The sequence below is a fragment of the Paraburkholderia largidicola genome (assembly GCF_013426895.1).
In the GTDB taxonomy this organism is placed as follows: Bacteria; Pseudomonadota; Gammaproteobacteria; order Burkholderiales; family Burkholderiaceae; genus Paraburkholderia; species Paraburkholderia largidicola.
Genome location: NZ_AP023175.1, coordinates 1,486,791 through 1,511,859 on the forward strand (window position 1 = coordinate 1,486,791; position 25,069 = coordinate 1,511,859).

Annotated in this window: 25 protein-coding genes; 10 read left to right on the plus strand and 15 right to left on the minus strand. The window is 62.0% G+C overall.

The features are described 5' to 3' along the window. Positions 1 to 74: 74 nt before the first annotated feature. Complete coding sequence (locus PPGU16_RS23305) at positions 75 to 1,655, minus strand: aldehyde dehydrogenase (NADP(+)) (RefSeq protein ID WP_180722776.1); 1,581 nt, start codon at positions 1,653 to 1,655, stop codon at positions 75 to 77. 259 nt (positions 1,656 to 1,914) lie between these two features. Next, a complete protein-coding gene (locus PPGU16_RS43415) occupies positions 1,915 to 2,139 on the minus strand; it encodes a hypothetical protein (protein ID WP_180722777.1) in 225 nt (74 codons plus the stop codon). Positions 2,140 to 2,645: 506 nt separating this feature from the next. On the opposite strand from PPGU16_RS43415, the gene PPGU16_RS23320 reads away from it, so the two are divergent. After that, entirely contained in the window at positions 2,646 to 3,350 is a 705-nt protein-coding gene (locus tag PPGU16_RS23320; protein ID WP_180725188.1) for a helix-turn-helix transcriptional regulator, read from the plus strand. On the opposite strand, the gene PPGU16_RS23325 is transcribed toward PPGU16_RS23320, so the two are convergent. Further along, positions 3,334 to 3,666 (minus strand): helix-turn-helix domain-containing protein, encoded by a 333-nt coding sequence (locus tag PPGU16_RS23325; protein ID WP_007586630.1) that lies wholly within the window; start codon positions 3,664 to 3,666, stop codon positions 3,334 to 3,336. The genes PPGU16_RS23320 and PPGU16_RS23325 overlap by 17 nt on opposite strands. Positions 3,667 to 3,808: 142 nt before the next feature. Here PPGU16_RS23325 and PPGU16_RS23330 point away from each other — a divergent pair, with 142 nt between their 5' ends. Further along, complete coding sequence (locus tag PPGU16_RS23330) at positions 3,809 to 4,396, plus strand: acyl-homoserine-lactone synthase (RefSeq protein ID WP_180722778.1); 588 nt, start codon at positions 3,809 to 3,811, stop codon at positions 4,394 to 4,396. Positions 4,397 to 4,421: 25 nt separating this feature from the next. On the opposite strand, the gene PPGU16_RS23335 is transcribed toward PPGU16_RS23330, so the two are convergent. After that, positions 4,422 to 5,930, minus strand: a complete 1,509-nt coding sequence (locus PPGU16_RS23335) for an MFS transporter (RefSeq protein ID WP_180725189.1) — start codon at positions 5,928 to 5,930, stop codon at positions 4,422 to 4,424. A gap of 144 nt (positions 5,931 to 6,074) precedes the next feature. Further along, positions 6,075 to 6,764 (minus strand): FadR/GntR family transcriptional regulator, encoded by a 690-nt coding sequence (locus tag PPGU16_RS23340; protein WP_180722779.1) that lies wholly within the window; start codon positions 6,762 to 6,764, stop codon positions 6,075 to 6,077. 314 nt (positions 6,765 to 7,078) lie between these two features. Between PPGU16_RS23340 and PPGU16_RS23345 the strand changes: the two genes are divergently transcribed. From PPGU16_RS23345 to PPGU16_RS23355, 3 genes are all read left to right on the plus strand, one after another. After that, positions 7,079 to 7,558, plus strand: a complete 480-nt coding sequence (locus PPGU16_RS23345) for a universal stress protein (RefSeq protein WP_180722780.1) — start codon at positions 7,079 to 7,081, stop codon at positions 7,556 to 7,558. A 247-nt stretch (positions 7,559 to 7,805) separates the two neighbouring features. Beyond that, the gene (locus tag PPGU16_RS23350) at positions 7,806 to 8,480 is read left to right on the plus strand and encodes a helix-turn-helix domain-containing protein (RefSeq protein ID WP_180725190.1); all 675 of its coding nucleotides are present in this window, start codon (positions 7,806 to 7,808) and stop codon (positions 8,478 to 8,480) included. A gap of 179 nt (positions 8,481 to 8,659) precedes the next feature. Continuing rightward, positions 8,660 to 9,958 (plus strand): SUMF1/EgtB/PvdO family nonheme iron enzyme, encoded by a 1,299-nt coding sequence (locus tag PPGU16_RS23355; RefSeq protein ID WP_180722781.1) that lies wholly within the window; start codon positions 8,660 to 8,662, stop codon positions 9,956 to 9,958. 29 nt (positions 9,959 to 9,987) lie between these two features. On the opposite strand, the gene PPGU16_RS23360 is transcribed toward PPGU16_RS23355, so the two are convergent. The 3 genes from PPGU16_RS23360 to PPGU16_RS23370 all read right to left on the minus strand — a co-directional run bounded on the left by PPGU16_RS23360 (position 9,988) and on the right by PPGU16_RS23370 (position 11,810). Beyond that, positions 9,988 to 10,185, minus strand: coding sequence for a hypothetical protein (locus PPGU16_RS23360; RefSeq protein ID WP_180722782.1), 198 nt, complete (start codon positions 10,183 to 10,185; stop codon positions 9,988 to 9,990). A gap of 85 nt (positions 10,186 to 10,270) precedes the next feature. Next, positions 10,271 to 11,236, minus strand: a complete 966-nt coding sequence (locus PPGU16_RS23365) for a Tim44 domain-containing protein (protein WP_180722783.1) — start codon at positions 11,234 to 11,236, stop codon at positions 10,271 to 10,273. 91 nt (positions 11,237 to 11,327) lie between these two features. After that, a complete protein-coding gene (locus PPGU16_RS23370; protein WP_180722784.1) occupies positions 11,328 to 11,810 on the minus strand; it encodes a CBS domain-containing protein in 483 nt (160 codons plus the stop codon). Between the two features lie 146 nt (positions 11,811 to 11,956). On the opposite strand from PPGU16_RS23370, the gene nhaR reads away from it, so the two are divergent. After that, on the plus strand, positions 11,957 to 12,853 hold the full coding sequence (gene nhaR / locus PPGU16_RS23375) for a transcriptional activator NhaR (RefSeq protein ID WP_180722785.1): 897 nt from the start codon (positions 11,957 to 11,959) through the stop codon (positions 12,851 to 12,853). Between the two features lie 189 nt (positions 12,854 to 13,042). Further along, positions 13,043 to 13,363 carry a hypothetical protein gene (locus tag PPGU16_RS23380; protein WP_180722786.1) on the plus strand — a complete coding sequence of 107 codons (321 nt, stop codon included), beginning with the start codon at positions 13,043 to 13,045 and terminating at the stop codon, positions 13,361 to 13,363. A 20-nt stretch (positions 13,364 to 13,383) separates the two neighbouring features. On the opposite strand, the gene PPGU16_RS23385 is transcribed toward PPGU16_RS23380, so the two are convergent. Continuing rightward, on the minus strand, positions 13,384 to 14,331 hold the full coding sequence (locus PPGU16_RS23385) for an amino acid ABC transporter substrate-binding protein (RefSeq protein ID WP_180722787.1): 948 nt from the start codon (positions 14,329 to 14,331) through the stop codon (positions 13,384 to 13,386). Between the two features lie 12 nt (positions 14,332 to 14,343). Next, positions 14,344 to 15,651 carry a dicarboxylate/amino acid:cation symporter gene (locus PPGU16_RS23390; RefSeq protein ID WP_180722788.1) on the minus strand — a complete coding sequence of 436 codons (1,308 nt, stop codon included), beginning with the start codon at positions 15,649 to 15,651 and terminating at the stop codon, positions 14,344 to 14,346. A 387-nt stretch (positions 15,652 to 16,038) separates the two neighbouring features. Between PPGU16_RS23390 and PPGU16_RS23395 the strand changes: the two genes are divergently transcribed. Further along, positions 16,039 to 16,230 carry a hypothetical protein gene (locus PPGU16_RS23395; RefSeq protein WP_180722789.1) on the plus strand — a complete coding sequence of 64 codons (192 nt, stop codon included), beginning with the start codon at positions 16,039 to 16,041 and terminating at the stop codon, positions 16,228 to 16,230. A 6-nt stretch (positions 16,231 to 16,236) separates the two neighbouring features. Here the strand turns inward: PPGU16_RS23395 and aspA are convergent, their stop codons facing one another. The 5 genes from aspA to PPGU16_RS23420 form a co-directional block, all read right to left on the minus strand. Continuing rightward, positions 16,237 to 17,682, minus strand: a complete 1,446-nt coding sequence (aspA, locus tag PPGU16_RS23400; protein ID WP_180722790.1) for an aspartate ammonia-lyase — start codon at positions 17,680 to 17,682, stop codon at positions 16,237 to 16,239. Positions 17,683 to 17,767: 85 nt separating this feature from the next. Next, positions 17,768 to 19,249 carry a cysteate racemase gene (cuyB, locus tag PPGU16_RS23405; protein ID WP_180722791.1) on the minus strand — a complete coding sequence of 494 codons (1,482 nt, stop codon included), beginning with the start codon at positions 19,247 to 19,249 and terminating at the stop codon, positions 17,768 to 17,770. After that, positions 19,246 to 20,526 (minus strand): dicarboxylate/amino acid:cation symporter, encoded by a 1,281-nt coding sequence (locus PPGU16_RS23410; protein WP_180722792.1) that lies wholly within the window; start codon positions 20,524 to 20,526, stop codon positions 19,246 to 19,248. Before PPGU16_RS23410 ends, cuyB begins: the two co-directional genes overlap by 4 nt. Positions 20,527 to 20,707: 181 nt before the next feature. Further along, positions 20,708 to 21,622 (minus strand): LysR substrate-binding domain-containing protein, encoded by a 915-nt coding sequence (locus PPGU16_RS23415; protein WP_180722793.1) that lies wholly within the window; start codon positions 21,620 to 21,622, stop codon positions 20,708 to 20,710. 159 nt (positions 21,623 to 21,781) lie between these two features. Beyond that, positions 21,782 to 22,882, minus strand: a complete 1,101-nt coding sequence (locus PPGU16_RS23420) for an asparaginase (RefSeq protein ID WP_180722794.1) — start codon at positions 22,880 to 22,882, stop codon at positions 21,782 to 21,784. Positions 22,883 to 23,557: 675 nt separating this feature from the next. Between PPGU16_RS23420 and PPGU16_RS23425 the strand changes: the two genes are divergently transcribed. Together PPGU16_RS23425 and PPGU16_RS23430 are read left to right on the plus strand one after the other, a co-directional pair. Beyond that, positions 23,558 to 24,574, plus strand: a complete 1,017-nt coding sequence (locus PPGU16_RS23425) for a CobW family GTP-binding protein (RefSeq protein ID WP_180722795.1) — start codon at positions 23,558 to 23,560, stop codon at positions 24,572 to 24,574. Further along, on the plus strand, positions 24,561 to 25,064 hold the full coding sequence (locus PPGU16_RS23430; protein ID WP_180722796.1) for a DUF1097 domain-containing protein: 504 nt from the start codon (positions 24,561 to 24,563) through the stop codon (positions 25,062 to 25,064). Before PPGU16_RS23425 ends, PPGU16_RS23430 begins: the two co-directional genes overlap by 14 nt. Positions 25,065 to 25,069 lie beyond the last annotated feature (5 nt).

Here is a 25,069-nt window from a genome sequence, read left to right on the forward strand (position 1 = left end):
CCCGGCGTTCGTGGTGGTGACGGGTTATGGGTAGTAATGCTGCCTGAAAGGCTACCGCGAACAACCGCGAGCCGTCACGTCTGCGCCGGCTTTCCGTCGCGCAGACGCCAGAGCTTCAGCGGATTGTCGTCGTGCAGCGATTGCGGCAGCAATTCGGCCGGCAGGTCCTGGTAGCAAACGGGACGCAGGAAGCGCTCGATCGCCGTCGCACCGACCGACGTCGCGCGCGGATCGGACGTCGCCGGGAACGGGCCGCCGTGCACCATCGCGTACGACACTTCGACGCCCGTCGGGAAGCCGTTGGCCAGAATGCGGCCGGCCTTGCGCTCGAGCGTCGGCAACAGGCGTCGCGCGATGTCGTAGTCTTCAGGCTCGATCTGCAGCGTGGCCGTGAGCTGGCCTTCGAGGTATTCGGCCACCTTCACCATTTCCTCGATGTCGGCGCATGTGACGATCAGCGAAGTCGGCCCGAAAATCTCGTCTTCGAGTTCCGCGGAAGTCAGAAACTGTATCGCCGACGTCTGGAACAGCGCGGGCAGCGCGGCGCAGGTCGCATCCGACGACGTGCCGCGCGCAATGCTCTGCACGCCACGCTGCTCGGTGCGATGCGTAATGCCGCCCTGATACGCGCTGGCGATGCCCGGCGTGAGCATCGTCTGCGCGCTCTTTTGCGCGAGCGCCTTCGCCGCAGCGTCGATAAATATCTGCTTGTTCGGTCCGTCGAGAAGCAGCACGAGACCAGGATTCGTGCAGAACTGTCCGACGCCGAGCGTGACCGATTCAATAAAGCCCGTTGCGATCTGCTCCGCACGCCTTGCCAGCGCGCCGGGCAGCACGAAGAACGGGTTGATGCTGCTCATCTCGGCGAACACGGGAATCGGCTCGCGCCGCTTCTGCGCCAGATTGACCAGCGCAAGGCCGCCGGCTCGCGAGCCCGTGAAGCCGACCGACTTGATCGCCGGATGCTGAACGAGCGCTTCGCCGATCTCATTGCCCGCGCCGACCACGAGCGAGAACACGCCTTCGTGCAAGTCGCAATCAGCGACCGCTTTCTGAATGGCGCGGCCAACCAGTTCGGACGTACCGAGATGCGCAGGGTGTGCCTTCACGACAACCGGGCAACCCGCCGCGAGCGCCGATGCCGTATCGCCGCCCGCTACGGAAAACGCGAGCGGAAAATTGCTCGCTCCGAATACGCCGACGGGACCAACGGGAATCTTCTGCAAACGCAGGTCGGGACGCGGCAGCGGCTTGCGATCCGGCTGAGCGGAATCGAGTGTGGCGGTGAGCCAGCGGCCCTCGCGCACCAGCGATGCGAACAGCTTGAGCTGCCCGACGGTACGCGCCCGCTCGCCTTCGAGCCGCGCCTTGGGCAGCGCGGATTCGGCCTGCGCGCGCTCGATCAGGGCGTCGCCGAGCCCGAGGATGTTCTCTGCGACGGTCTCGAGAAAATGCGCGCGAATTTCGAGGGAAGTCTGACGGTACGAATCGAAGGCGAGCGCGGCCAGTGTGCACGCGCGATCCACTTCGACCGTGCCGCCCGCACCGAACTCGGGTTCGATTTCCATGTTGCGCGCCGGGTCGAACGCGCGCAGCGTGCCTTTGGTGCCGCGCACCTCGGACCCGCCGATCAGCATGTCACCGGTAATTTGCATGTCCTGCTCCTGTCGATGGCTGCGCGGCAGGAACACATGTCGCGTCGCGCGGCCGGAAATCCAAATAGTGCGACGTCAAGAATGGGCGGACGATTCCGCGAGACGGCGCTCGAAGTCGAGCAAAGCCGGCGTCGCAACTTCGATCTTCGCATGATGTTCAAGCGGCGTCGAACAGCGGCGTCGAACGCAACAGCGGCGAGATCGGCCGCATGTCCGCGAGCGTCGACAACGTGACCGCGTCGTGCAGCGAACGCATCAGTCAGTCGCTCATTCCTGATATCACCTTTGACCGGTTCACGCTTTTCAGCAGCCGGCGCAGGTAGTCGTCGCGCGAAGGATCGTCGCGCACGATCGCGTACTTCACAGCAACGAATGTGCCGCGCGAGCCTGTCGACGGACGATCTGGAACACGTGCGTCGGGCGGCTCGGCGCAAAGACAATCACCTGGCCAAATTAGCATCGTCTCGCCAATGTTGTCAAACAACTTTGGGTGCGCGAATACTACAATGCAACATGCATGATCGTGCTTTCTTCATATGAATAAAGGCCCGAGATGCTGCGCTGCAGATCTGACTTATAAAAATGCTGGTATGACAACGAATGGAAAATCGGACCGGTTTGAATCAAACGTTTTGTAATCTCTTCCGATTTTCAAGATCGAACCGTATTTAATACCGACCCAAAATCGCGCAAAAACCCTACTAAATAACAGCTTATTCAGATGGCTGTCAGCCACGGCAGGAGCGGATTTGCGGCATTTGCTGCAGAATTGCGTCAACGCAATTAATTCCCGGTTGGCGCAACGCCCGATTTTGAGCCATAAATGAAACAGGCGAGAAATTCTCTATCGCCAATTCGTATTAACCGGCGAATATAGTGATAAATTGATGCGCAACAAGACCCATGAGTAACCGCAGCATCGGCATGGCCATAGCCCCCACCGCTGCGAACCTCGAGAGATAGACTTTGCCGCAACATTTCATTGAACAGATGTCGCCGTTGCTGGAAGCGGAGAACGATGTCAGCTGGTTCCGCGAAGTCGCCCGACTGGCAGACGGCTGGGGCTTCGACCGCGTGCTGGTCGGCATCCTTCCACGGCCGGGCATGCGGCTGGAAGACGCGTTCATCCGGAGCACGTACTCTCCATCGTGGCGGCAGTTCTACAACGATCAGGGGTTCGCGCACATCGACCCGACCGTCGCGCATTGCATGACGAAGTCGTCACCCCTGATCTGGTCGCCAGATCTGTTCGTCACCTATCCGGCTCAGACGATGTACGAAGAAGCTCGCGCGCACGGCTTGCGCGCCGGCGTGAGCCTGCCTATTCACGGGCCGAGGCAGGAATCGGGGCTGATCTGCTTCGTCAACGACCGTAATCCGACCGACGACTTCTGGCGTCATCTCGACGTCGTGTTGCCCAACCTGGTGCTGTTGCGCGATCTCGTCATCGACACGAGCCAGCCGCACCTGAATGCTCACACGCAGGCGTTGGTGCCGAAGCTCACGCCGCGCGAACAGGAATGCCTGAAATGGACCGCACGCGGTAAGTCCACTTGGGAAATTTCGCACATTCTTAATTGCTCGGAAGCCGTGGTGAACTTCCACCTTAAGAACATTCGCACGAAATTCGGCGTGAACTCACGGCGCGCGGCGGCCGTGATTGCAACGCAACTCGGCCTTATTGATCCAGGTTGATGAGTTCGCGCGCTTCCGGGTTGTGGAGCACCTTCTCTGCCCTGCCCAGATCGCCGTCCGTGACCGTCTTGGTGAAGTAGAGGCCCAGCAGGATCGAGACGGGTGCCGGAATTTCAGCGCCCGATTCAAAGCGGCTGCCGCGCGATTGGGTCACGCCAAAGCGCGCCCAGAATTGACGTTGGCTCTCCTTCTTTTTCTTGCGGTACGCGATGATCAGCACGCGGTCCACGCCAGTTGAAGTATCCGCGCCACGGCTCTGCACGGTCGGTTGAACGTTTGCGTGAACGCCCGCTTGCCAGTGATTCTGAAGTTCCATGATGGTTTTTCCCTGTGTTTGACCCTCATCTCAATTTTGTAATCATCAGACGGACTGAGCACCTATCCAGGTGAATAGGTGTTTTTTTTATCCGAAATGCATACGGTTTCCTGCGTACCGCGACCAACGTAAGGAGCACACCATGCATACGGCGATTCGGATTGGCACACGGCAAGAGTTCGACAACAACCACATCAACGAGATGTACCGGCTGCGCGCCCGCGTCTTCCGGGACCGCATGGGATGGGACGTTCCGACCATCGCTGGCATGGAGATCGACGGCTACGACGCGCTCGGGCCGTATTACATGCTCATCCAGGACGCCGACCGCGCGGTGCGCGGCTGCTGGCGGCTGATGCCCACGGAAGGCCCCAACATGCTGAAGGATACGTTCCCGCAGTTGCTCGACGGTCACGACGCCCCAATCGGGAGGCATATATGGGAACTGAGCCGCTTTGCTATCGAAACGGATGGAGAGCAAACGTTTGGCTTTGCAGATTTGACGATGCACGCCATCCACGAACTGGTGACGTTCGCGGACCGGATGAGCATCACGCGCTATGTGACCGTCACGACGGTGGCGATCGAGCGGCTGTTGCGCCGCACGGGCATCGAAGTGACGCGGTTGGGGCCGCCCGTGAAGATCGGCGTCGAACGCACGATCGCGCTCGACATCACCGTCGACGCGATTCGCGCAGCCGTCTGCAAGCCGATGCCCGTGGCGGCTTGAGTTTGCGTTCGAGCCTCAGCCGAGCCTAGCTGCGCCGGAACGTGATGTGCGAGATCCGGCGCACCAGCAGCGCCGCCGCCAGCGCGGCGCAGCCCGTCAGCACGACGCCGATGTGGATCGACTGCACCAGCACGTGACGCGCGGCGTCGAACAGCGCCGGCCCTTCGAGGCCGGCGCGTTTCAGTTCGATCAGCAGCGAGTCGCGCAGGTTTTCGTCGACGAGAATGCGTGGATCGGCGAGCTTCGGCCGCCATGCCGACGCGACGGTTTCGCCGAGCACGCGCAACGACTCTTCCACGCCCGACGCATAGCGCCGGTTCACGATCGTCGCGACGATGCTGGTGCCGAGCATGCCGCCCACCATCCGCGTCGATTGCAGCAGCGCCGTCGTGATGCCGAAGCGCTCGCGGCCGGCAATCTCCTGGCCGAACACGTTCAGGTTGTTGAGAATGAAACCGAGCCCGATGCCGACGGCCGCCATCGACAGTTCGAGATAGAGATGCGGCGTCGCGGGTGTGGCGAGCGCGATGCCCACTGAAGCGACGACGAGCAGGCTGAAACCGATCGTCAGAATCGCCGTCGGGCGCTTCATGTGAATCACGATGCGCGTATTGATCATGCTGCCGAGGGCGATGCAGGCGGCGATCGGCGTCGCGAGCAGGCCGGCCTGCTGCGGTGACAGCCCGAAACCGCCTTGCAGCAGCAGCGGGGCGAAAAAGATCAGCGAGAACATCACGAAACCCGACAGCACCGACAGCGTGAACAGCGTCACTAGCTGCGGGTCCTTGAACAGGTCGAGCGGCACGATCGGGTGTGTCGCGCGCCGCTCGCAGACCAGCAGCGCGGCCGCGCCCACCACGACCAGCACGGCGAGTATCAGGTTGCCCGTGGTCAGGCCGTCCTTCGGCACGGCTTCGATGAACGTCTGAAGCCCGCCGAGCACCAGCGCGACGAGCGCGGCGCCCGCCCAGTCGATCCGCACGTCGCCCGTGCGCTCGCGCCGGTAGTACGGCAGATGCGCCCAGATGAAGTACAGCGCGAGCGCGCCGACGGGCAGATTGACGAGAAATGTCGAGCGCCAGCCGAATTGTTCGCTGAGCCAGCCGCCCAGCGACGGCCCCGCCGCCGTGCCGATTCCGTAGGCGGCCGCCAGCACCACCTGCCAGCGCACGCGGGTGCGCGGGTCGGGAAAGAGATCGGGGATCGACGCGAACGCGGTGCCGACCATCATCCCGCCGCCCACGCCCTGCAACCCGCGCGCGAACACCAGAAACGGCATGCTGGGTGCGAGGCCGCACAGCCCCGACGCCACGGTGAAAACGATCACCGCCGTAATCACGAAATACTTGCGGCCGAAATAGTCGCCGAGCCGCCCGAACACGGGCACTGTGACGACGGACGCCAGCAGATAGGCGCTCGCAATCCACGCGTAATACTCGAAACCGTGCAGTTCGACGACGATCGACGGCAATGCCGTGCTGACGACCGTCTGATCGAGCGCGACCAGCATGTTGACGAGACCGATGCCGAGCATGGCCAGCAGTGCGTCGCGAAAAACCAGGGGACGGGAAGAATTCACTTCTTTGCGATGCGGCGCAGTACGCGTCGCATTTTCAGATCAGGGGGAGAGGGAACAGGGCCGCAAGCACAGCACAACGGCCCGGCAAGGCGGAAAACGTCAGGAGCCGAACATCCGGTCACGCGCATGCTCGAGATGCAGGCGCATCGCCTGGCCCGCCGCGGCTGCGTCCTTGCTGCGGATCGCTTCGAGCACGGCCAGATGCTCGGCCTGCACGAGCCGCTGGCGCTCGAGCGTCTTCACCAGCGACAGGTTACGCGACAGATTCATGCTGAACACGATCTGCTCTTCGATGAACGACATCATCGTGATGAAGAACTGGTTCTTCGACGCACGCGCGACCGCAAGGTGAAACGCGAAGTCGTCCTTCGCGCCGATGCCCTGCGTTTCGATCACGCGCTCCAGTTCGTCCCATGCGTGCTGGATCGCGGCGATGTCATCGGCTTCGGCCATTTGCGCAGCCAGTTCGGCAGCGCCCGACTCCGTCACGATGCGGAAGTCGTAGCAGCGGCGGATATCGGACAACGTCTCCAGCGGCGCGAAGCGACGCACATCGGGGTCCGGACGGCGCGCGACCGTCGTACCGGAGCCGTGCCGCGTGACGATGATGCCGTCGGCGCGCAGCCTCGCGAGCGCCTCGCGCACCGTCGGCCGCGACGTCTCGAAGCGCTCCGCGAGCGCATGCTCGGTCGGCAGGCGCTCGCCTTCCTTGTATTCGCCTTCGAGAATGCGGTTGAGGATGTCTCCGTAGATCTTGTCCGGCAGACCGGTCGATTTGCGCTCGTTCATCGTCGAGAGAAGCGGCTTGTCAGAGTAGATTGGAATTGTAAGGCAAATAACGTGCGCTACCGGGTGAAATCACGGCGGATTCCGGCCCGAACACGCGTGGTTGCGCGCACCCCGCCAGTATGAACGACCTCACGTCCGACAGCAAAATTTGACAAATCTTTGATTGACATCTGCATTCCCGCCCATCGAAACCCGCCTTTTCCCGACGATCGTTTAAGCTGCAGACGCAATCCGGACCTATTCAAACCGCTTTCACGGGCGGCCCGCGCAGGCGGAACACGGCCGCGCGACGCCCTCCACGACACGGAGGCTTCATGTACACACGCATCCTTGTTGCCGTCGATGGCAGCAACACGTCGCGCCGCGCATTCGACGGCGCACTGGATCTGGCCAGCAAGCTGGGCGCGACACTGCGCGCGTTCTACGCGGTCGAAAACACGCCGATGTACTTCGACGCGCCCGGCTACGATCCGTCCATCTTGCGCAACCGTCTTGTCGAGCAGGGCAAGGAGTTGACGGCGGAACTGTCGGCGTCGATGCGCGAGCATGGCGTATCGGGCGATATCGCAGTGGGCGAGGCGTCATCCTTCGACGACGTGCCGACGCTCGTGCTGCGCGCCGCCGCCGATTTCAACGCTGACCTGATCGTGATGGGCACGCATGGCCGGCGCGGCATGCAGCGGCTGATTCTGGGCAGCGTAGCCGAGCGGTGCGTACGTCAATCGACATTGCCTGTGTTGCTGATTCCTTCCGCTGCCGGCGGCGGCGACACCGAGGAAGAACCCAGGCCCTGAGCATCGCGCGCGAAGCAGAGCCTGACGCCGCTCAACCGGACGCTGGCTGGCGACGCGTCATTTTGCCGCCTGGTTGCGCGCGCATCGAGTGGGACAATCGGTTGTCACCCTTTTATTGCCGGTTGGTCCCATGCTCAATCCCATCGCAGTTACCGCCGCTGTCGCTCCTGCCCGCGCTGTCCGCCGCAGCCCCGCCTCGTCCACGCAGCGCGCCGTGCGCAGCGCTGCGCGCTGTTCGTCGTGCGCGATGCGTCATCTGTGCATGCCGCAAGGCGTGGCCGCCAACGAGATGCCGCAGCTCGAAGCGCTGATCTGCTCGGCGCGCTCGGTGCGACGCGGCGAGGCGCTCTATCGCGCGGGCGATGCGTTCGACAGCCTGTACGCCGTGCGCTCGGGATCGTTGAAGACGGTGATGGCCCATCGCGATGGCCGCGAGCAGGTCACGGGCTTGAGGATCGCGGGCGAAGCGCTCGGTCTCGACGGCATCAGCAGCGACCAGCATGCATGCAGCGCCGTCGCGCTTGAAGACAGCTCGGTGTGCATCATCCCTTACGCGGCGCTCAAGCATCTGTGCCGCGAGATCGGCTCGATGCAGGAACGGCTGCACAAGCTGATGGGCGAGCAGATCGTCCGCGAGGCCGCGCAGATGATGGTGCTCGGCTCGTTGAGCGCCGACGAGCGCGTCGCTGCATTCCTGCTCGATATCTCCGGGCGCAACGCGCAGCGCGGTTATTCATCGGCGGAATTCAATCTGCGGATGACGCGCGAAGACATGGGCAGCTACCTCGGCATGACGCTCGAAACCGTGAGCCGCACCCTGTCAAGATTTCAAAAACGCGGACTGATCGACGCACAAGGCCGCTTCATTCATATCGTCGATCCCGAAGGCTTGCGCCAGGTCGGCGCCGCGCCGAACGCCTGATCCCGCCAAGGTCCCGCGCGCCGCTTCGTCTCGCACGACGCCGGCGCGCATGCGCCTGGCACGTCTCCTGCGCCTGCGGTACAGTTCAAGATTATTCTTCTCGGCGAGAGTCGGGTCTTCGGCACCCCGCACTCGTCTCGTGCATAGATGCTTGCTGTCCCCACGAGGAGACCCGGCGAATGAACCGCGACCCCGCTCCGCACCACCCGCTGGCCGAACGTCTCATCGACGCGCGCCGCGTGACCGACGCCCTGTTCTCGGTTGTCAAACCCGAATACCTCTATGACCGGCCGATCCGCGAACGCCACCGGATCGTCTTTTACATCGGCCACCTCGAAGCTTTCGACCGCAATCTGTTCGACGAACGCCTGTGCCCGCTGCCCGCGTTCGCGCCGGAACTCGACAGGCTGTTCGCGTTCGGCATCGATCCCGTCGACGGTGGCTTTCCCACCGACCAACCTTCCGACTGGCCCTCGATCGACGCCGTGCGCGACTACGCGCGCAAGGCGCGCGAGCAGATCGACAGCCGTCTTGCCGCCTATGAGTTCGGCAGCGGCGGCATGGCGACGGGCTCGCCCGAGCAACTGATGCATGTCGCCATCGAACACCGGCTGATGCACGCGGAAACGCTCGCGTACATGCTGCATCAGTTGCCGCTGGAGATGAAGGCCGCGCCGCCGGGCGTCACGTCCACTGCGCAATACACGCGCAACGTTGAAGCGTCGCCGATGGTACGCGTGTCGGCAGGCGAGGCCGTGCTCGGCATGAAGAAGGAAGATGGACGCTTCGGCTGGGACAACGAGTTCGGCGAGCAGCGCGTGCAGGTCGACGCGTTCGAGATGGACCGCTACATGGTGACCAACGCGCAATTCCGCGAGTTCATCGACGCAGGCGGCTATCGCAATCGCGCTTACTGGAACGATAAAGACTGGGCGTGGAAGGAAGCGGAGGGCGTCGCGCATCCCGTCACATGGTCGCGGAATGCAGACGGCGAGTGGACGTTGCGCACGATGTTCGAAGATATCCCGCTGCCGCCCGATTGGCCCGTCTACGTGAGCCACGCGGAGGCAAGCGCCTACGCACATTGGGCCGGCAAGACACTGCCCACGGAAGCGCAATGGCAGCGCGCCACGCAAGGCGTGCCGGACGCGCCTTCGGGCAACTACGATTTCCGCAACTGGGACCCGCAAGCCGTCGATGCATCGCCGGGGAATGTCAGCGCGTTCGGTGTCGAAGGCCAGTTTGGCAACGGCTGGGAATGGACGTCGTCGCTATTCGATGCGCTGCCGGGCTTCGAGGCGTTTCCGTTCTATCTCGGCTACTCGGCCAATTTCTACGATGGACAGCATTACGTGCTGAAGGGCGGTTCGGCGCGCACCGCGCAATGTATGATCCGGCCGACGTTCCGCAACTGGTTTCAGCCGCGGTATCAGCATGTGTATGCGGGGTTCAGGTGCGTCAGTGCTTCTGACAGCTAAGACGTGAACTGGCGAACACACTCGGATGCCTACCGCATCCAGGAGACAGCCTTGAGAATGGAATCGCCACTGCTCGTGACATGCGCGCGTGGCCGTCCCGAAGCGAGGTTTTCCAGCGATATGAGTTGACGCTGCAGGAGCGTGTCGAGCTCCGCGCGGCCCAGTTCAATCTGATCCGGCGCATCCTTGATGAGCATCAAGGTGGCGAATTCATGCGGACTCAACATACCGTCTCCTCGGTTGGGTCTGTCGGCACAGGGTTAGTCGGCTCGCTGACATGCAGCAAGCCGACTACCGGTTCAATGACACTCCTTAGTGGTTCATCTGCTGGATGCCCGCCACTCGCCACGCCTGGTCGCCCTGCACGCTCCTGACGATGTTCCAGATCTCCTGGAACGGCTGGGCCATCTGTGCATCGTCCTCCCGCATCTGACCGTAAAAGCGAACGCTGACCAGCGTTTCATTCGCGTTGCTTTCCGTGCCCAGCACCTCGGCATCGAGTTGCGTGACTTCCGTCACGCTCGGCTCGCGGCCTCGGGCTTCCAGATCCATCTTGAGTTGCCTGAACATGTCCGGCGTCGTCAGTTCGAACAGATCACCCTGCTCGTTTCTGTCCCACGCGCCTTGAAGACGCATGAACAGGGTTTTTGCCGTCGTCAGGAAGGCAGCCTGGTCGGGACCGAGCGCAAGTCCCGGTGCCTGCACGGCGCCTGCCGCGCCCATCGAACCCATCGCTGCACGCGGCCAGCCCGTGGGCGTCGCGTCAGGCCGCGCTTGCCCGATCCGATTGAGAAGTGATGAGCCGTTCGCTTGCTGTCGGCTCGCGGCGCCATGCCCGTAAGCCAGATCCGGACGACGCCGGTTGGCAATAAAGCGGAACAGCATCACGCCGGCGAACACCACCAGCCCGATGAGCAGCGCATTCGACAGCATTTGCGCCAGCCCTTCACCCAGCCCGAACGACGACAGCAACGCCGCAATCCCAAGGCCCGCGGCCAGGCCGGCGAGCGGGCCCATCCAGCGGTTACCGGCCGCGGCAGCAGGGGCCTGCGCGGCCTGTTGCGCCGGCTGGGCTTGCTGGCGTTGTTGCGCCTGCCCGGACGGCGACGCCGTCTGCGACTGGCGGCCGATACTTTGACCGCCGCCCACCCGCTTCGCCTCGGCATCGTTCGACGCCATGGCGCCGAGGGCTAGCAGTCCCGCCAGACCGAGCGCCGCGGTCCCGCGCGTGACCGAACCGGCGGCACGTCGAAGGTGATTGACGAATTGCATGAACATAAAAACCTCTTCTGGTAAGTCAGTGGAACTGCCCGCATCGTGCGCTGCACAGTCGCGCCAACGACATTACGAACAGTAATATTTTTGATGATCAAACCTGCGGCCTTTGCGCCTGTAATCCGTGATGGCCGACGTGAAAACTGTTGCCGTGGATGTAGTGCTCCAGTTGCCGGATCGTGTGGTCCTGCTCGGCAATCAGGTTCTTGATCAGATCGCCGATCGATACCATTCCGATCACCTGCCCCGCCGCAATCACGGGCAAATAACGTATCCGGTGTTCCGTCATCAGCGCCATGCATTCGTCGGTTGTCTGCTGCGGGCCGACGTAGCGCACCGCCGTCGACATGATGTCGCGCACCGGTGTATTCCTTGATGAGCGGTCCATCAGAACGATTTTCCGCGCATAGTCGCGCTCGGTGACGATGCCGGCCAGGCGCCCTTCGTTTGCGACGATCAGCGCGCCGACCTTCCGGTGCGCCATGATTGCGATCGCGTCGTAGACGGATGCGGATGCCTGAGTGGACCACACTGTCTGTGAATCTTTCGAACGAAGAAATTGCGCAACCGATGCCATAAGTCACCTCTGTCAGTGTCGTTAGCCGCTCGCGGGCGTCCAGGTGCGAGGCTTCAATCTAACCGAACCCGGGCGAATATAAAATTCGCATTTTTATTGCCAACAGTTCGAAAAAACCGTAGCGTTGATCGACCGACGGAGGGGGCGTGAACTTCAAGCATCTGCATTACTTTTGGGTGGCGGCGCACGCGGGAGGGATCGTCCGCGCTGGCGAGCAGTTGCACATCTCGCCGCAAACGCTCAGCGGCCAGATCAAGCTGCTCGAAGAATCGCTGGATAAGAAGCTGTTCAGGAAGAGCGGGCGCACCATCGAACTGACGGATGCCGGCCGGCTGGTGCTCGATTACGCGGACGAAATATTCTCGCTGGGCTCGGAACTCGAGAGCGCGGTGCGGCGGGAGAACGAATCCGGCGCGCAAACGCGCTTTCGCGTCGGGATTGCGGATTCTGTTCCGAAGGCCATCGCGTACCGGCTCCTGGAACCAGCGCTGGGCGCACCCGTGTCGATCCGCATGATCTGTCACGAAGGCAAGCTGCATGCGCTGCTCGCGCAACTGGCCGTGCACCGCCTCGACCTGATCATCGCGGATGCGCCCATTCCCGCCGACGTCAATATCAAGGCGTTCAATCACCGGCTCGGCCGTTCGACGCTGAGCTGCTTCGGCGCGGAAACGCTGGTCCAGACCGCGAAAAAACGTTTCCCGTTGTCGCTCGGTCAATTGCCGGTGTTGCTGCCCGGCACGGAATCCGCAGTGCGCCGCAAGCTGGATCACTGGCTGGCATCACATGCCATTTCGCCGCGCATCGTCGGCGAATTCGACGACGGCGCGATGACCCTGGCGTTCGGCCGCGAGGGCCGCGGCGTGCTGTTCGCGCCCACCGCGCTGGAGAGCCAGCTACAGGTAGAGCACAAACTGACGATGGTCGGCCAGATCAACACCATCGTCGAAGAGTTCTTTGCGATCTCGATTGAGCGCCGTATCAGTCATCCGGCTGTCGCGATGATCATGGACGCGGCGCGCAGCGAACTGTTCAATGGTTAGCGGACCGTGTGCCCTTTGCGGTCCCTGAACGACTTCCGAACCGCCGACTCTAAAGATCAGGGTCCTTCGACCTCACGTATGAGCCTCTGCGTATTGAACCCATAGAAAACGGACTCAGCGGTATTTGTCCATGCCTCGTTGCGCCGTCGCCGGTCGTCTGAACCGGGGCTCGAGGCGGGGAGAACGCACATGAACAAGCTCGTTCGTTTTCTGGCCGCTGCCGCGCTCGGCGCGGGGTCGGCCGGCCTCGCACAGGCGGGCGGTGTGTCGGTGGGCGTCGGCATAGGCATCGGTGTGCCGGGCGCCGTGTATGTCGGTCCGCCCGTTCTCTATGCGCCGCCGCCCGTCGTCTATGGGCCGCCGGTGATCTATGGACCGCGCCCCTGGCCCGGCTACTATCGTTACCCCTATTGGTACGGCGGCTATCGAGGCTATTACGGTCGCGCTTACTACGGTCCTGGCTACTACTATCGACGTGGTTACTACGGACATCGCGGGTGGCGCTACTAGATGCGCCGCGAGCGCATCGTTCATTGCGCCTCGCCGCCGGCGATCGACTGGATGATGGTCGCGAGCTGCCGGCTCATCGGCAGGTCGAGGCTTGTGCCGGACGGCAGGCGGCGCAAGAACCAGCGCTTGTACTGACGATCGATTTCTCCGTCCGCCGCAAGCTCCTGGAAGGCATCCCTCACCACTTGCGCGAGCTGCGGATCGTCCTTGCGGAACATGATGCCGTACGGGTCATACGACAGATAGTCGCCGACAACGCGGTATTCGCCACCCGCGCTGGCATGCTCCGCGATCAGGCCATACAGCAACACGTCGTCGGTGGCGAAGGCGTCGGCCTTTCCCTCGGCCACCTGCGCAAAGCCCTGCGCGTGGTCAGGCACCACCTGCAACTGCATCCCGAGCCGGAACTTGCTGTTCAGATCGCGCAACGCCTTCTCGTTCGTGGTGCCTGCCGTCACCGCGACTTTTCTGCCCGCGAGGTCGCGGAAAGAACCGATCGGCGAGCCCTTCTTGACCATCACCTTGGTGCCCGCCACGAAAATGATCGGCGAAAAAGCCACGCGTTTCTGGCGCTCCACGTTGCTCGTCGTGGAGCCGCACTCCAGATCGACCCGGCCGCTGGCCACCGCGTCGATGCGGTTGTCGGCCGTGACAGGCACCCACTGGATGGTCAGAGTCCGGTTGACCGCGTCCCCGATCGCCGACACGAGTGACTTGCACAGCTCGATCGAATAGCCGATTGGCTCGTTGCGCACGTTCAGATACGAAAACGGCACCGAGGACTCGCGGTAGCCCAGCGCGATGGTGCCCGCCTCCCTAACCTTCGCCAGCGTGCCCGTCAGCGCGACAGGCGCGGCGGTGTCGGTAACCGGGCGGGACGGCTGCGCGTCATCCTGCGCCCGCGCCGCCGAACCGGCAATCAGCAGCCCCGCGATCGCCAGCATCGACCAGAATCGCTGCGTCTTCATGGCCCGGCTCCGTCAGCTTTCTGCGGGATGGGCGATCGTCGCGCCGAGTTCGGCGTCGATGCGCGCCGCGTTCTCCTCCGCCTCGGCCTCCGACAGCAGTTCCCCTTCCCACTTGGCGACCACCGCGCTCGCAATCGAATTGCCCACCGCGTTGGTGGCCGAACGGCCCATGTCGAGGAACGTGTCCACGCCCAGGATCAGCAGCAATCCGGCTTCGGGGATGCCGAACTGGTTGAGCGTGGCGGCGATCACCACCAGCGACGCGCGCGGCACGCCAGCCATCCCTTTGGATGTCAGCATCAGGATCAGCAGCATCGTCAGCTGCGTGCCCAGCGAGAGGTGCATGTTGTACGCCTGAGCGATGAACAGGGTCGCGAACGTGCAATACATCATCGAGCCGTCGAGGTTGAAGGAATACCCCATCGGCATCACGAAGCTGGAGATCTTGCGCTTCACGCCGAAACGGTCGAGCGCGTCGAGAATCTTCGGATACGCGGCCTCGGAACTCGCGGTCGCAAACGACAGCATGAATGCCTCTTTGATCAGCGCCAGCAGCTTGAACACGCGCGGCCCGAGGAACAGGAATCCCGCCGCCGTGAGCACCGCCCACAGCAGGAACAGGCTGAGATAGAAGTCGCCCATGAAGACCGCGAACTTCAACAGGATGGTCAGCCCGTTGACGGCCACGGTCGCGGCCATCGCTGCCAGCACCGCCAGCGGCGCGAGCTTCATCACGTAGCCGGTGATCTTGAGCATGACGTGCGAGAGCTGGTCGATCGCGGCCACCAGGACCTTGCCCTTCTCACCCAGCGCGGCGAGCGCGATGCCAAAGAACATCGAGAACACGACGATCTGCAGGATTTCGTTGTTGGCCATCGACTCGGCGAATGACCTGGGGACCATGTGTCCGACGAAGTCCTTGAGCGTGAACTTGGAGGTGGCCAGGTTCGCCGACGCGCCGATATCGGGCAGCGGCAGCCCGAGATTCTCGCCGGGCCTGAGCAGATTCGACATCAACAGGCCGAGCAGCAGCGAGATCAGCGACGCGGTGACGAACCACCCTAGCGCTTTCGCGAATACGCGTCCGACCGAGGCCGCGTCGCCCATGTGCGCAATGCCGACGACGAGCGTCGAGAAGACGAGCGGGCCGATCACCATCTTGATCAGGCGCAGGAACACGTCCGACACCAGTGAGATGTAGCCCGCGATCTCGGTGGCACTCTTCTTGTCCGGAAAGCTCGTGTAGATCATGTAGCCGATCCCGATGCCCACCAGCATAGCGATCAGAATCCAGATGGCCGCGGCATTTTTTCTGTTCATCTCGAAGCCTCCATTCACCACGTGTGCATTTGCGGATCGAAAGGTCGAACAGGATGCGCCAGGCATTGCCCGGAGTGCTACCTACTGCGTTCAAAACTGCGTCTGGCTGCGGAAAATCCGCTTTCGAAGACTGCGCCGATGGTTCACCAGGCCGATGATTCCTTGCCCGACAGCTTACGGCAGGTCGTCGAATAATTAGAGTGTAGCGTAGCCGCTTATCCAGGCAACCTGCGCGAGTGGTTCCCCTGGCGGTGGATCGAACAGGACACCGCCGATCTTCGATGCCGTGTTCTGTACGCCTGCGACATCGATACCGCATCGAGCGGCGCAACATCGCCGGGCAGCGCCCAGACCTGCGATGCCGCCACCGTCGTACCCGACTTCGCGATGCACAGCAGCAAAGCCCGTCACGGCCGTTGCGGTCGGCCACCACGGCACGGCGAAGCCCAGCACCTTTTTCTGGCCGAAGCGATCGGCGAACTGGCTGCTGCGATGCTGATCGCGAAGATAGAAACGGGCGCCATGCGCCAGCGCAGGATCGATGTCGGCTTTACGATCGTCGAGAGAGAATCGGCCTGACAGTGATCAACTAGCGTCCCCCTCGATCGACTGCGGCGGAAAGACAACCGCCTGTCTCGGCTGCGTCAGCATCGACGGTTGCAGAATTTCGTCGAGTTGCGCGCGGCTCAACAAACCCTTCTCAATGACGATCTCAGCGACGCTTCTCCCCGACGCGAGCGCCTCCTGTGCCACCTGCGTCGCGTTGGTATAGCCGATATAAGGATTGAGCGCCGTCACGATGCCGATCGAGTTCTCGACGAGCGCGTGAAGCCTGTCACGATTCGCCATGATCCCGTCGACGCACCTCGAAGCAAGCGTGAGGCATCCCGCGCGCAGGTGTGCAACGCTCTTGAAGAGGCTGTGTGCGATTAGCGGCTCGAACGCGTTCAATTGCAGTTGACCGGCTTCCGCTGCAAAGCTCACCGTCACGTCGTTGCCGATGACCTCAAACGCGATCTGGTTGACGACTTCCGGAATGACGGGGTTGACCTTGCCAGGCATGATGCTGGAGCCAGCCTGCACGGGCGGCAGATTGATTTCACCAAAACCCGCGCGCGGACCGCTAGAAAGAAGCCGAAGATCGTTGCACGTCTTGGAGAGCTTGATGGCAACCCGCTTGAGTACGCCCGACAACTGGACGAACGAGCCGACGTCTTGTGTCGCCTCGACGAGATTCGGTGACGTGACGACAGGTATGCCCGTGATACTGGCAAGATGCCGGCACGCAAGTGCAGCATACTCGGGCGATGTGTTGATTCCCGTGCCGATGGCCGTTGCGCCGAGGTTGATCTCGCAGATCAGCTTTGATGCTTCCGTGAGCCGCTCTTCGTCTTCTCCAAGCATGACCGCGAACGTGCTGAACTCCTGACCGAGCGTCATCGGAACGGCGTCCTGCAACTGCGTGCGCCCCATCTTGAGGTCGTCGCGGAATTCCTCGGCTTTGCGTTCGAACGAGTGACGCAATACACCCATCGCGTGGACCAGCTGAACGATACCCATGTAGGTCGCGATCTTCAACGCGGTCGGGTACACGTCATTCGTGCTTTGACCGAGATTGACGTCTTCATTGGGATGCAGCAGCGCGTAGTCGCCGCGCTGGTGGCCAAGATGTTCCAGCGCCAGATTGGCGATCACTTCGTTCGCGTTCATGTTGGTCGACGTGCCCGCGCCGCCCTGAATGACGTCCACCACGAACTGGTCATGCGCCGTACCGTTGCGAATCTCCCGACACGCGTGAACGATTGCTTTCATCTTGTGCTCCGCGAGCACGCCGAGGTCGTGGTTGGCCATGGCCGCCGCCTCTTTGACGCTCGCCAGTGCATTGACGAGATTCGGATACGTCGAGATCGGGATGCCGGTGATCGGAAAATTGACGAGTGCCCGAAGGGTATGCACGCCGTAGTAGGCGTCATTTGGCACAGGGAGGTCGCCGAGAAGATCGTGCTCGATACGTTCATTGGACGTGGACATGTGTTGCTCCGTTAGCGTGTCGGGAAGGGTCCGATGACGCCCGATGCAACAGCGCAATGGGCTCATCGGGTCGACAGGATTGGCTTTACCTCGTGCTCTTGCTGGCAGGTGACTCGCTGGCCGCCGTCGCGTAGGCAATGCACTGCCGGGCAAGCACGTCGGTCGGATCGATCAGCCTCGCGCGAGCGCCGTTTCTGCCTGCGAACTCACTCTGTGGAAGAAGAAGCGGGAGTTCGGTGCAGCCCAGCACGATGACTTCGACACCTTCAGCAATGAGGCCTTCGACGGCAGCGGCGATGTCTTCCTGACACTGTCCCGTCGTGAACCCTGCCTTGACGCCGTCCGTGCCGTAGATCGCTTCCATCACGCGCGCCTGGAGTGCGGGGCCGGGCGCGACCTGGCGAAGCCCTTGCGATTCGAGCGCTTTTTCATAGACCCCGCTCGCAATCGTGCCTGAGGTGGCGAGCACGCCGATCTCGCGTTGCGCCGGGTAGGACTCGCGCAGATAGCGGACCGTTTCCGTCAGCATGTTCACGATGGGGATGCCGAGGTACGGCTGGATGCGTTCGACAAACGCGTGAGCGGTATTGCACGGAATGGCGATGATGTCGGCATCGCCCTCCTCCAGCCGCTTGCACGTTGCGTACAGCGACACCGTCGGATCCGCGCCGTCGCCGATCAGGTTCTCGGTACGATCGGGAATCTGCGGGTTCTGTTCGACGAGCAGCCTGATGTGATCCTGGTCCCGTTGAGCCGGTGTGTTGCGCACGATCTTGTCAAGGAAATCGATCGTCGCAGCAGGGCCGACGCCGCCCACGACCCCGACCTTGAAAACACCCGAGGGCGGGTCGTATTGGCCCGACACGACGTGCTGGGCGTACACGAAGCTGGAATCGACCAGCGGCACGCTCAGCTGACGGATTTCATCCGCGACGAGCGCGATCTCGGTCATGCCCGGAACGATGACGTCGACGCCTTGCTCGATGAGATCCACGCAAGCGTCTTGCAGCAGTTCAACCGGACGTCCGCGCAGATGACCGCTCTTGATGCCTTCCGGGCCATACACCGCTTCGGTGACGAGGTCGATGCCCTCGCTCATGCGCGGGTGGACAACCTCGAACTCCGGTGAAGCGAAGTAACGCTCGAACAGCCGTTTCTCCCGCGTGTAGTCCGACGCGAGAACACCTATCCGGCGCGCTCCGCGAAATCGTCTGCGGACGTGGTGACGCACCGCTTCGACCATATCGACGATCTGCAGCGTCGTGTTCGATTTCAGTTCATCGATGAAGGTGTGACTGAGAAAGCAAGGAAGCACGACTGTCGTCACGCCCCGCTTTTCAAAATCACGGATCATGTTGAAGATGTAGAGCTTGCGCTCGGTCGTGGCGGCGCTGCCCACGCCCGAACTCCTGAACGGATGCTGCTGGAAAATCAGATCGGCGTGCTCGGCATCCGTTGAAGGCGGCATCGCCTTTACGAGCTTGAAGAACACGTCGGCGCTTCCCAGCGGCCCGAGGCCGCCGACGATACCGTACTTGCGCCTGTTCTCGACGATCCCGGGCGTCATTTCGCTCCGACCTCCGCCTGCTCGAACAGCGACGGGTCGGCAGGCTCGCTCTGCCGGCGGCCTTCCCACTTGGCAATGACGGCTGTCGCTACGCTGTTGCCGATGACATTGGTCATCGTGCGTCCCATATCGAGGATCTGGTCGATGGCGAGCACCATTGCCACGCCTGCAGCCGGCAGATGAAACATCGGCGCGACCGCAGCGACGACGACGACCGAACCGCGCGGCACACTGGCCATGCCCTTGCTGCTCAGCATCAGCACCAGCAACATGAAGATCTGCTGCGATACGGGCATGTCGACGCCGAAGGCCTGCGCGATGAAGATCGCGGCAAACGCCTGATACATCATCGAACCGTCCAGATTGAACGCATAGCCCAGCGGCAACGTAAAACCGACGACCTTCTTGTCGACGCCGAACTTCTCCAGCTGCTCCGTCAGGCGGGGATAGGCTGCCTCACTGCTGGCCGTCGAGAAGGCGATCATCGCCGGCTCTCGCACAGCTCTGAGCAACGTACCGACGCGACGGCCGAGGAACACGTAGCCAATGCCCGTCAGAATCGCCCACAATAGCGCCAATCCCAGATAGAAAGAGCCAATCAGCTTGCCGTAGGTGTAGAGCACGTCGACGCCCCGCAGTGTCACCGCCGAAGCAATGGCCCCGAACACGCCCAACGGCGCGGCGCGCATCACATAGTTGGTCAGGCGCAGCATGACGGGCACCATCCCGTCGATGGCCTTGATGACGATCATCACGCGTTCATCTTTCTTCAACGCACTGAGCGCAAGTCCAAGAAAGATCGAGAACACCAGAATCTGCAGGATGTCGTTGCGCGCCATCGCATCCAGCAGACTGGTCGGAAACGCGTGCGTGATAACGTCCTTGACGTTCAATGCCGACGTATTGAGCCCGGTGCTCACCTCACCGGCATTCTCGACCAGATGCAGTCCAGCGCCCGGCTGCAGCAGATTGGCCAGCACCAGACCCAGACTCAGCGACAGCAAGGATGCACAGATGAACCAGCCCACCGAGCGCAGGCCGATACGGCCTACGTCCTGCCCGCTGTCCATCCCGGCCAGTCCGGACACGAGGGTCGCGAAGACCAGCGGCGCGATGATCATCTTGATGAGCCGCAGAAAGATGTCCGTGACGATCGAGAAATAACCGGCCACGACCTTGACCGTCGCCGGGTCGGACAAGCTCGTGTGACACACATAGCCGGCAACGACCCCGAGCACCATCCCGGCGGCAATATTCAGAGTAAGGCGATTTTTCATGTCCATCCGTCCTTGAGTGACGCAATGCAATCGCAAGGTGACTGCAATGCGCTGGAAGAGGTCTGACGCGACGTCGGCCACACGTCGCACCAGAATCAGAACGGATGGTAGAGATGGTCAAAAAGACGTGAATGCAAGTGCTGCATGCGGGCATGCGAAATTCGCATAAGGCGGGAAAACCCTAGCCCGTCACGGGTGAAACGGCACGAAGATGCTGCCAGAGCGTATCCAGAAACTCATTGCGATTGGATGCATCGCGGTAGACGCGAAGCTCGATCTCCAGATTCCACGCAGACGGCCCGGCGGGAACCAGTTCGCCCTCATCGAGTTCGGCAGCGATCGCGCTCTTCGGCAGCCACGCGATTCCTTCGCCTTCCATCACGAGTTTCTTGAGCACTTCGGCCATGTCCGATTCATAGTGCAGCCGCAATGCCGGGGTATCGGAGGCCCGGCTGAGCAGCAGCGCAAGACAACGTCCGAAGTAGCTCGTTTCCGTGTACGAAATGTGAGGCAAGGGCTGCTTCGTCGTCCCCGGCAGGCGAAACAATGGAGCCAGACGCGGGTTCGGCCTGCTGGCAGGCATCAGCGTGTCGATACCGACCGTGACGTGTTCATACTTCACAGGATCGAGATGCAGCGGTAGTTCGGGGTGGTGGTACGCGAACATCAACTCGCAGTTGCCGTTCACCAGCATCAGGATCGAGTCATGCACATTGGTGGGCACCACGCGTGCGCGCACCTCTCCAAGATGAGTCGAAAGATGCTTGAGCCACGAAGGCAGGAAACTCAGCGCGATCGTGTGCCCGGCTGCAATCTGCAGGCTCTTGCCGGCGATGCGTTGCTCGGTACGTATGATGGCGCGGGTATCGAAGAGCTTGTTCAGGACGTCATCGGCGACTTCGCGGAATAGTTGCCCTGCAGGTGTCAAGACGGGAGGGAAGCTGCTGCGGTCGATCAGTTCCGCGCCAACCCATTGCTCGAGAGACTGAATTCGCCTGCTGAATCCGGATTGGGTCACGTTCCGGAATTCTGCAGCGCGTGAGAAGCTCTGGTACTGAGCGAGGGCGATGAAGTCCTCGATCCACTTGATTTCCATAGCGAGTGGGTAGCCTTGTGGGACCCGGGCATTCTACCTCTCGCCCGTTTGCGTTCCTGCGCGAAACCGGCCGGTCCCAGCCCGGTCCCGCTCGCTTCGTCAAAGCCTTCACAGGACCGGTTGCGGATGCTGCAGTATGTTCACATCAGTCTGTCGATGTCAGTACGTTGCAGAAAACGCCTGCTGCACTTTAGCGGGTGTCGTGATGCCGTTCGCGATCAGCAATTGCGTCAGCACACGAGCCTTTTGCGGATTGAGATCAAGAGACGCGACAAAGCCGCTCTTGTCATCGTCGACCTCCACATTCCGGTTCACGAAGCCCGTTCCGACGCGTGAAGCGCGAACCACGACAATCCCCATCTTCGCGGCCCGCTCCATGGCAGCCAGCGCCGCCTTCGATACGTCGCCGTCGCCTACGCCTGCAATCACAATCCCTTTCGCATTGTCGGCGACTGCATGGTCGATCTGTGACGCATCCATATTGCTGTGCGCGTACACGATATCGACGCGGGGCAACTGTCCGGCGGCGGGCAGCGTATAAGGCGACTGACGCGAGTCCGTTACGGGCGTGACGAACCGGATCGATGCCGGATCGACAAACCCTGTTGGACCGGCGTTCGGCGACAGCAATGTCTGAACGGAGGTGGTGTTCGTTTTGGTGAGCCAGCGCGGGTCGTGGATCGTATCGTTCATGACCACCATCACGCCGCGCCCCTGCGACTGAGGACTCGCCGCAACCTCAACGGCTTCGAGAAGGTTATTCGGACCATCGGCGCCCACAACGCCACCCGGACGCATGGACCCGACAAGAACCACCGGCCGGCGAGAATGCAAGACGTTCTTCAGGAAGAAGGCGGTCTCCTCCATCGTATCCGTACCATGCGTTATCACGACACCATCCGCCTCACCGCGATCGAAGATCTCATCGATGCGTTTGGCCAGCTGAAACCAGATCCCGTCGTTCATGTCTTGCGAGCCGACGTTCGAAACCTGTTCGGCAGTGATCGTCGCAAACTTTCCGATTCCAGGAACATCCTTGAGCAACTGCTGGCCGGTTCTCTCGCCGGAGTTGTAACCGATGGCTGAACGCGCGTCCGCCGTTCCGGATATCGTCCCGCCCGTCGCAAGCACCACGATGCGTGGCAGTTTTTTGTTCTGGCTATTGACGGTGTTCGACTGATCCGCATTGGACTCGGCGGCTACCGCGAATGTCGAGCAGACGGGAAGCGCTACGCACGCAGCGACCAGCAGAGCACTCACGGTACGGCCTGGCGCAAAAGCGAGTCGGGATAGTGTGTTCATGATCGTGTGTGAATGAGTAAGAAGCCGTGATGGCATTAAACTGGATTCATCGGCCTGACTACGATCGAGCAAAGCGCGTTACCGTCGCCGACCGATGAGCTGTGCCTTCCATCGAGCATGTACGCCACCGGGTCGTGAAAGCAGGGTTGCGATCCGTCCGCAGTACGCAGGGAAAGGCCTGGAGCGATGTTGGCCAAACAGCGCGCCAGAATCAGAACGGATGGTAGGGATAACCAAAAAAAAGATGATGCTGGTCATGCATGCAGGTATGCGGACTTCGCATAACGTGACCGAGCCGACATCGTTGCCGCGGGCACGACGGTCCGCTGCTCTGCGATTGGACAACCTGCACCGCGCTGCTCTGCAGCCGTACGCCCCACCGCGTCGCCACCGCACGCTTCGATGCATATCCCGCACCGTTTGCGATCACCCGCGCCCCATCGTCGATAGCACCGTCTACCTGGCGTTCTGTCCGTCCGTCACCGTTCCGGCAAATCCGGCAGGCCGAGCCGCATATTCCTGCCAACTATGGTCGTCCCGAAGACAGCCGTGAAAATTCGGCCTGGAAGTCGCTAAGAATCGTGTGTTCTCAACCTGCGCACCGCCGCGAGGCAAGCGCCAAGGACGACCGCGATGCGACTCAAGAAAATCCCTGTGACAGTAGTGACCGGCTTTCTCGGCGCCGGCAAGACGACACTCGTCAACCACATCCTCGATTCGACGCGGCCGATGCAGATCGGCATCGTCGTGAACGAGTTCGGAGAAGTGGGCATCGATGGCCAGTTGATCGTCGCCGACGAACAAGCCGTCATCGAAATCAACAACGGCTGCGTGTGCTGCACCGTGCGCACCGATCTCGTCGCCAGCGTGCGCGATCTGCTCGCGCGCTTCGGTGACCGGCTGGAGCGGCTGATCGTCGAGACCTCGGGGCTTGCCGATCCTGCGCCCGTATTGCAGACCTTTCTCGCCGATCCCGACGTGCGAGAGCGCGTCGAACTGGAATCGGTTGTCGCCGTGATCGACGCGTTGCACGCGAACGCACAACTCGACGACGACATCGCAAGAGAACAGGTCGTGTTCGCCGACCGGATCATCGTCAACAAGACCGACATCGCTTCGCCGCAAGCGGTCGATGCGCTGGTCGAACGTATCCGCCAGCTCAATCCGACCGCGCAGCTCGACTTCGCGAATCACTCGGCCGTCGCCATCGATTCACTCCTCGGCGTGCGCAGCTTTTCGCTCGACAACCTGCTCGCCGTCGAACCCGATCTGCTCGACGAAGCCGGCCATGACCACGAGCACGACGACACGATCGCGTCGTGCGCGTTCGTCGTGCCGGGCGCGCTCGACGCAACGCGCTTCAACGGCTGGATCAACCGGCTCGTGCAGACCGACGGCCAGCAACTGCTGCGCATGAAAGGCGTGCTCAATCTGCACGACGAAGCGCGGCGGCTGCATTTCCACAGCGTGCACATGCTGCTCGATGCGAAGTTCGGCAAGGCATGGTCGCGCGATGAACGCCGCGAGAACCGCTTCGTGATGATCGGCAGAAACATCGACGCCGAGCGGATGCGCGAAGGTCTATTGAGTTGCATGCATCAACCCTTTCACTCAACTTCCCTGAAGGAGCACGAACATGAAAAAGCCTGAGGCGTACACATTGAGCATCGGCGTTCTTGCTGTCGCCGACACATGGCTCACGGGAACCCTGCTTCCCGTTCCCGTCTGGGTGACGTTCATCGCCTGGGCGTCGTTCTTCGTGCTGGGCGGCGGACGCGCAGGCTTCGTCAAGAGCGTTGCGTCGAATCTGACCGGGCTCGTGATTGCATCGCTGACGCTGCTGTGCATTGCGACGACGAGCGGCAGCGCACTCGCGGTCGCGGTACTGGTCGGCATCGGCAGCGCGGCAATGGTGCAGGCGTCGAAGCTCAAGCTGCTCGACGTATTGCCCGCAATCGTGTGGGGTTTTGCATCGACAGTCGGCACGACCGTCGCCACCGGCAAGGCCATCACGACGGCGGGTATCGGCAATCCTGCGCTCGTCGCCGCTACTGCGCTCGTGACAGGCGCAGTGTTCGGCTTCGTATCGGAAGTCGTGGGCGAAGCGCTCGCACTCAAGCGCGAGCATCGGCTCAGCTAAATCTC

Excerpts from the sequence above, each read along its gene's own strand:
- cuyB (WP_180722791.1), bottom strand. The coding sequence starts at position 19,249 with ATGACGCCCGGGATCGTCGAGAACAGGCGCAAGTACGGTATCGTCGGC.
- PPGU16_RS23370 (WP_180722784.1), bottom strand. The coding sequence starts at position 11,810 with ATGGCATCGGTTGCGCAATTTCTTCGTTCGAAAGATTCACAGACAGTG.
- PPGU16_RS23355 (WP_180722781.1), top strand. The coding sequence starts at position 8,660 with ATGAACCGCGACCCCGCTCCGCACCACCCGCTGGCCGAACGTCTCATC.
- PPGU16_RS23320 (WP_180725188.1), top strand. The coding sequence starts at position 2,646 with ATGTCGCCGTTGCTGGAAGCGGAGAACGATGTCAGCTGGTTCCGCGAA.
- PPGU16_RS23365 (WP_180722783.1), bottom strand. The coding sequence starts at position 11,236 with ATGTTCATGCAATTCGTCAATCACCTTCGACGTGCCGCCGGTTCGGTC.
- PPGU16_RS23380 (WP_180722786.1), top strand. The coding sequence starts at position 13,043 with ATGAACAAGCTCGTTCGTTTTCTGGCCGCTGCCGCGCTCGGCGCGGGG.
- PPGU16_RS23430 (WP_180722796.1), top strand. The coding sequence starts at position 24,561 with ATGAAAAAGCCTGAGGCGTACACATTGAGCATCGGCGTTCTTGCTGTC.
- PPGU16_RS23305 (WP_180722776.1), bottom strand. The coding sequence starts at position 1,655 with ATGCAAATTACCGGTGACATGCTGATCGGCGGGTCCGAGGTGCGCGGC.
- PPGU16_RS23390 (WP_180722788.1), bottom strand. The coding sequence starts at position 15,651 with ATGAACAGAAAAAATGCCGCGGCCATCTGGATTCTGATCGCTATGCTG.
- PPGU16_RS23345 (WP_180722780.1), top strand. The coding sequence starts at position 7,079 with ATGTACACACGCATCCTTGTTGCCGTCGATGGCAGCAACACGTCGCGC.
- PPGU16_RS23335 (WP_180725189.1), bottom strand. The coding sequence starts at position 5,930 with ATGCTCGGCATCGGTCTCGTCAACATGCTGGTCGCGCTCGATCAGACG.
- PPGU16_RS23340 (WP_180722779.1), bottom strand. The coding sequence starts at position 6,764 with ATGAACGAGCGCAAATCGACCGGTCTGCCGGACAAGATCTACGGAGAC.
- PPGU16_RS23415 (WP_180722793.1), bottom strand. The coding sequence starts at position 21,622 with ATGGAAATCAAGTGGATCGAGGACTTCATCGCCCTCGCTCAGTACCAG.
- aspA (WP_180722790.1), bottom strand. The coding sequence starts at position 17,682 with ATGTCCACGTCCAATGAACGTATCGAGCACGATCTTCTCGGCGACCTC.
- PPGU16_RS23425 (WP_180722795.1), top strand. The coding sequence starts at position 23,558 with ATGCGACTCAAGAAAATCCCTGTGACAGTAGTGACCGGCTTTCTCGGC.
- PPGU16_RS23395 (WP_180722789.1), top strand. The coding sequence starts at position 16,039 with ATGCACAGCAGCAAAGCCCGTCACGGCCGTTGCGGTCGGCCACCACGG.
- PPGU16_RS23330 (WP_180722778.1), top strand. The coding sequence starts at position 3,809 with ATGCATACGGCGATTCGGATTGGCACACGGCAAGAGTTCGACAACAAC.
- PPGU16_RS23385 (WP_180722787.1), bottom strand. The coding sequence starts at position 14,331 with ATGAAGACGCAGCGATTCTGGTCGATGCTGGCGATCGCGGGGCTGCTG.
- PPGU16_RS23410 (WP_180722792.1), bottom strand. The coding sequence starts at position 20,526 with ATGAAAAATCGCCTTACTCTGAATATTGCCGCCGGGATGGTGCTCGGG.
- PPGU16_RS23325 (WP_007586630.1), bottom strand. The coding sequence starts at position 3,666 with ATGGAACTTCAGAATCACTGGCAAGCGGGCGTTCACGCAAACGTTCAA.
- PPGU16_RS23360 (WP_180722782.1), bottom strand. The coding sequence starts at position 10,185 with ATGTTGAGTCCGCATGAATTCGCCACCTTGATGCTCATCAAGGATGCG.
- PPGU16_RS23350 (WP_180725190.1), top strand. The coding sequence starts at position 7,806 with ATGCGTCATCTGTGCATGCCGCAAGGCGTGGCCGCCAACGAGATGCCG.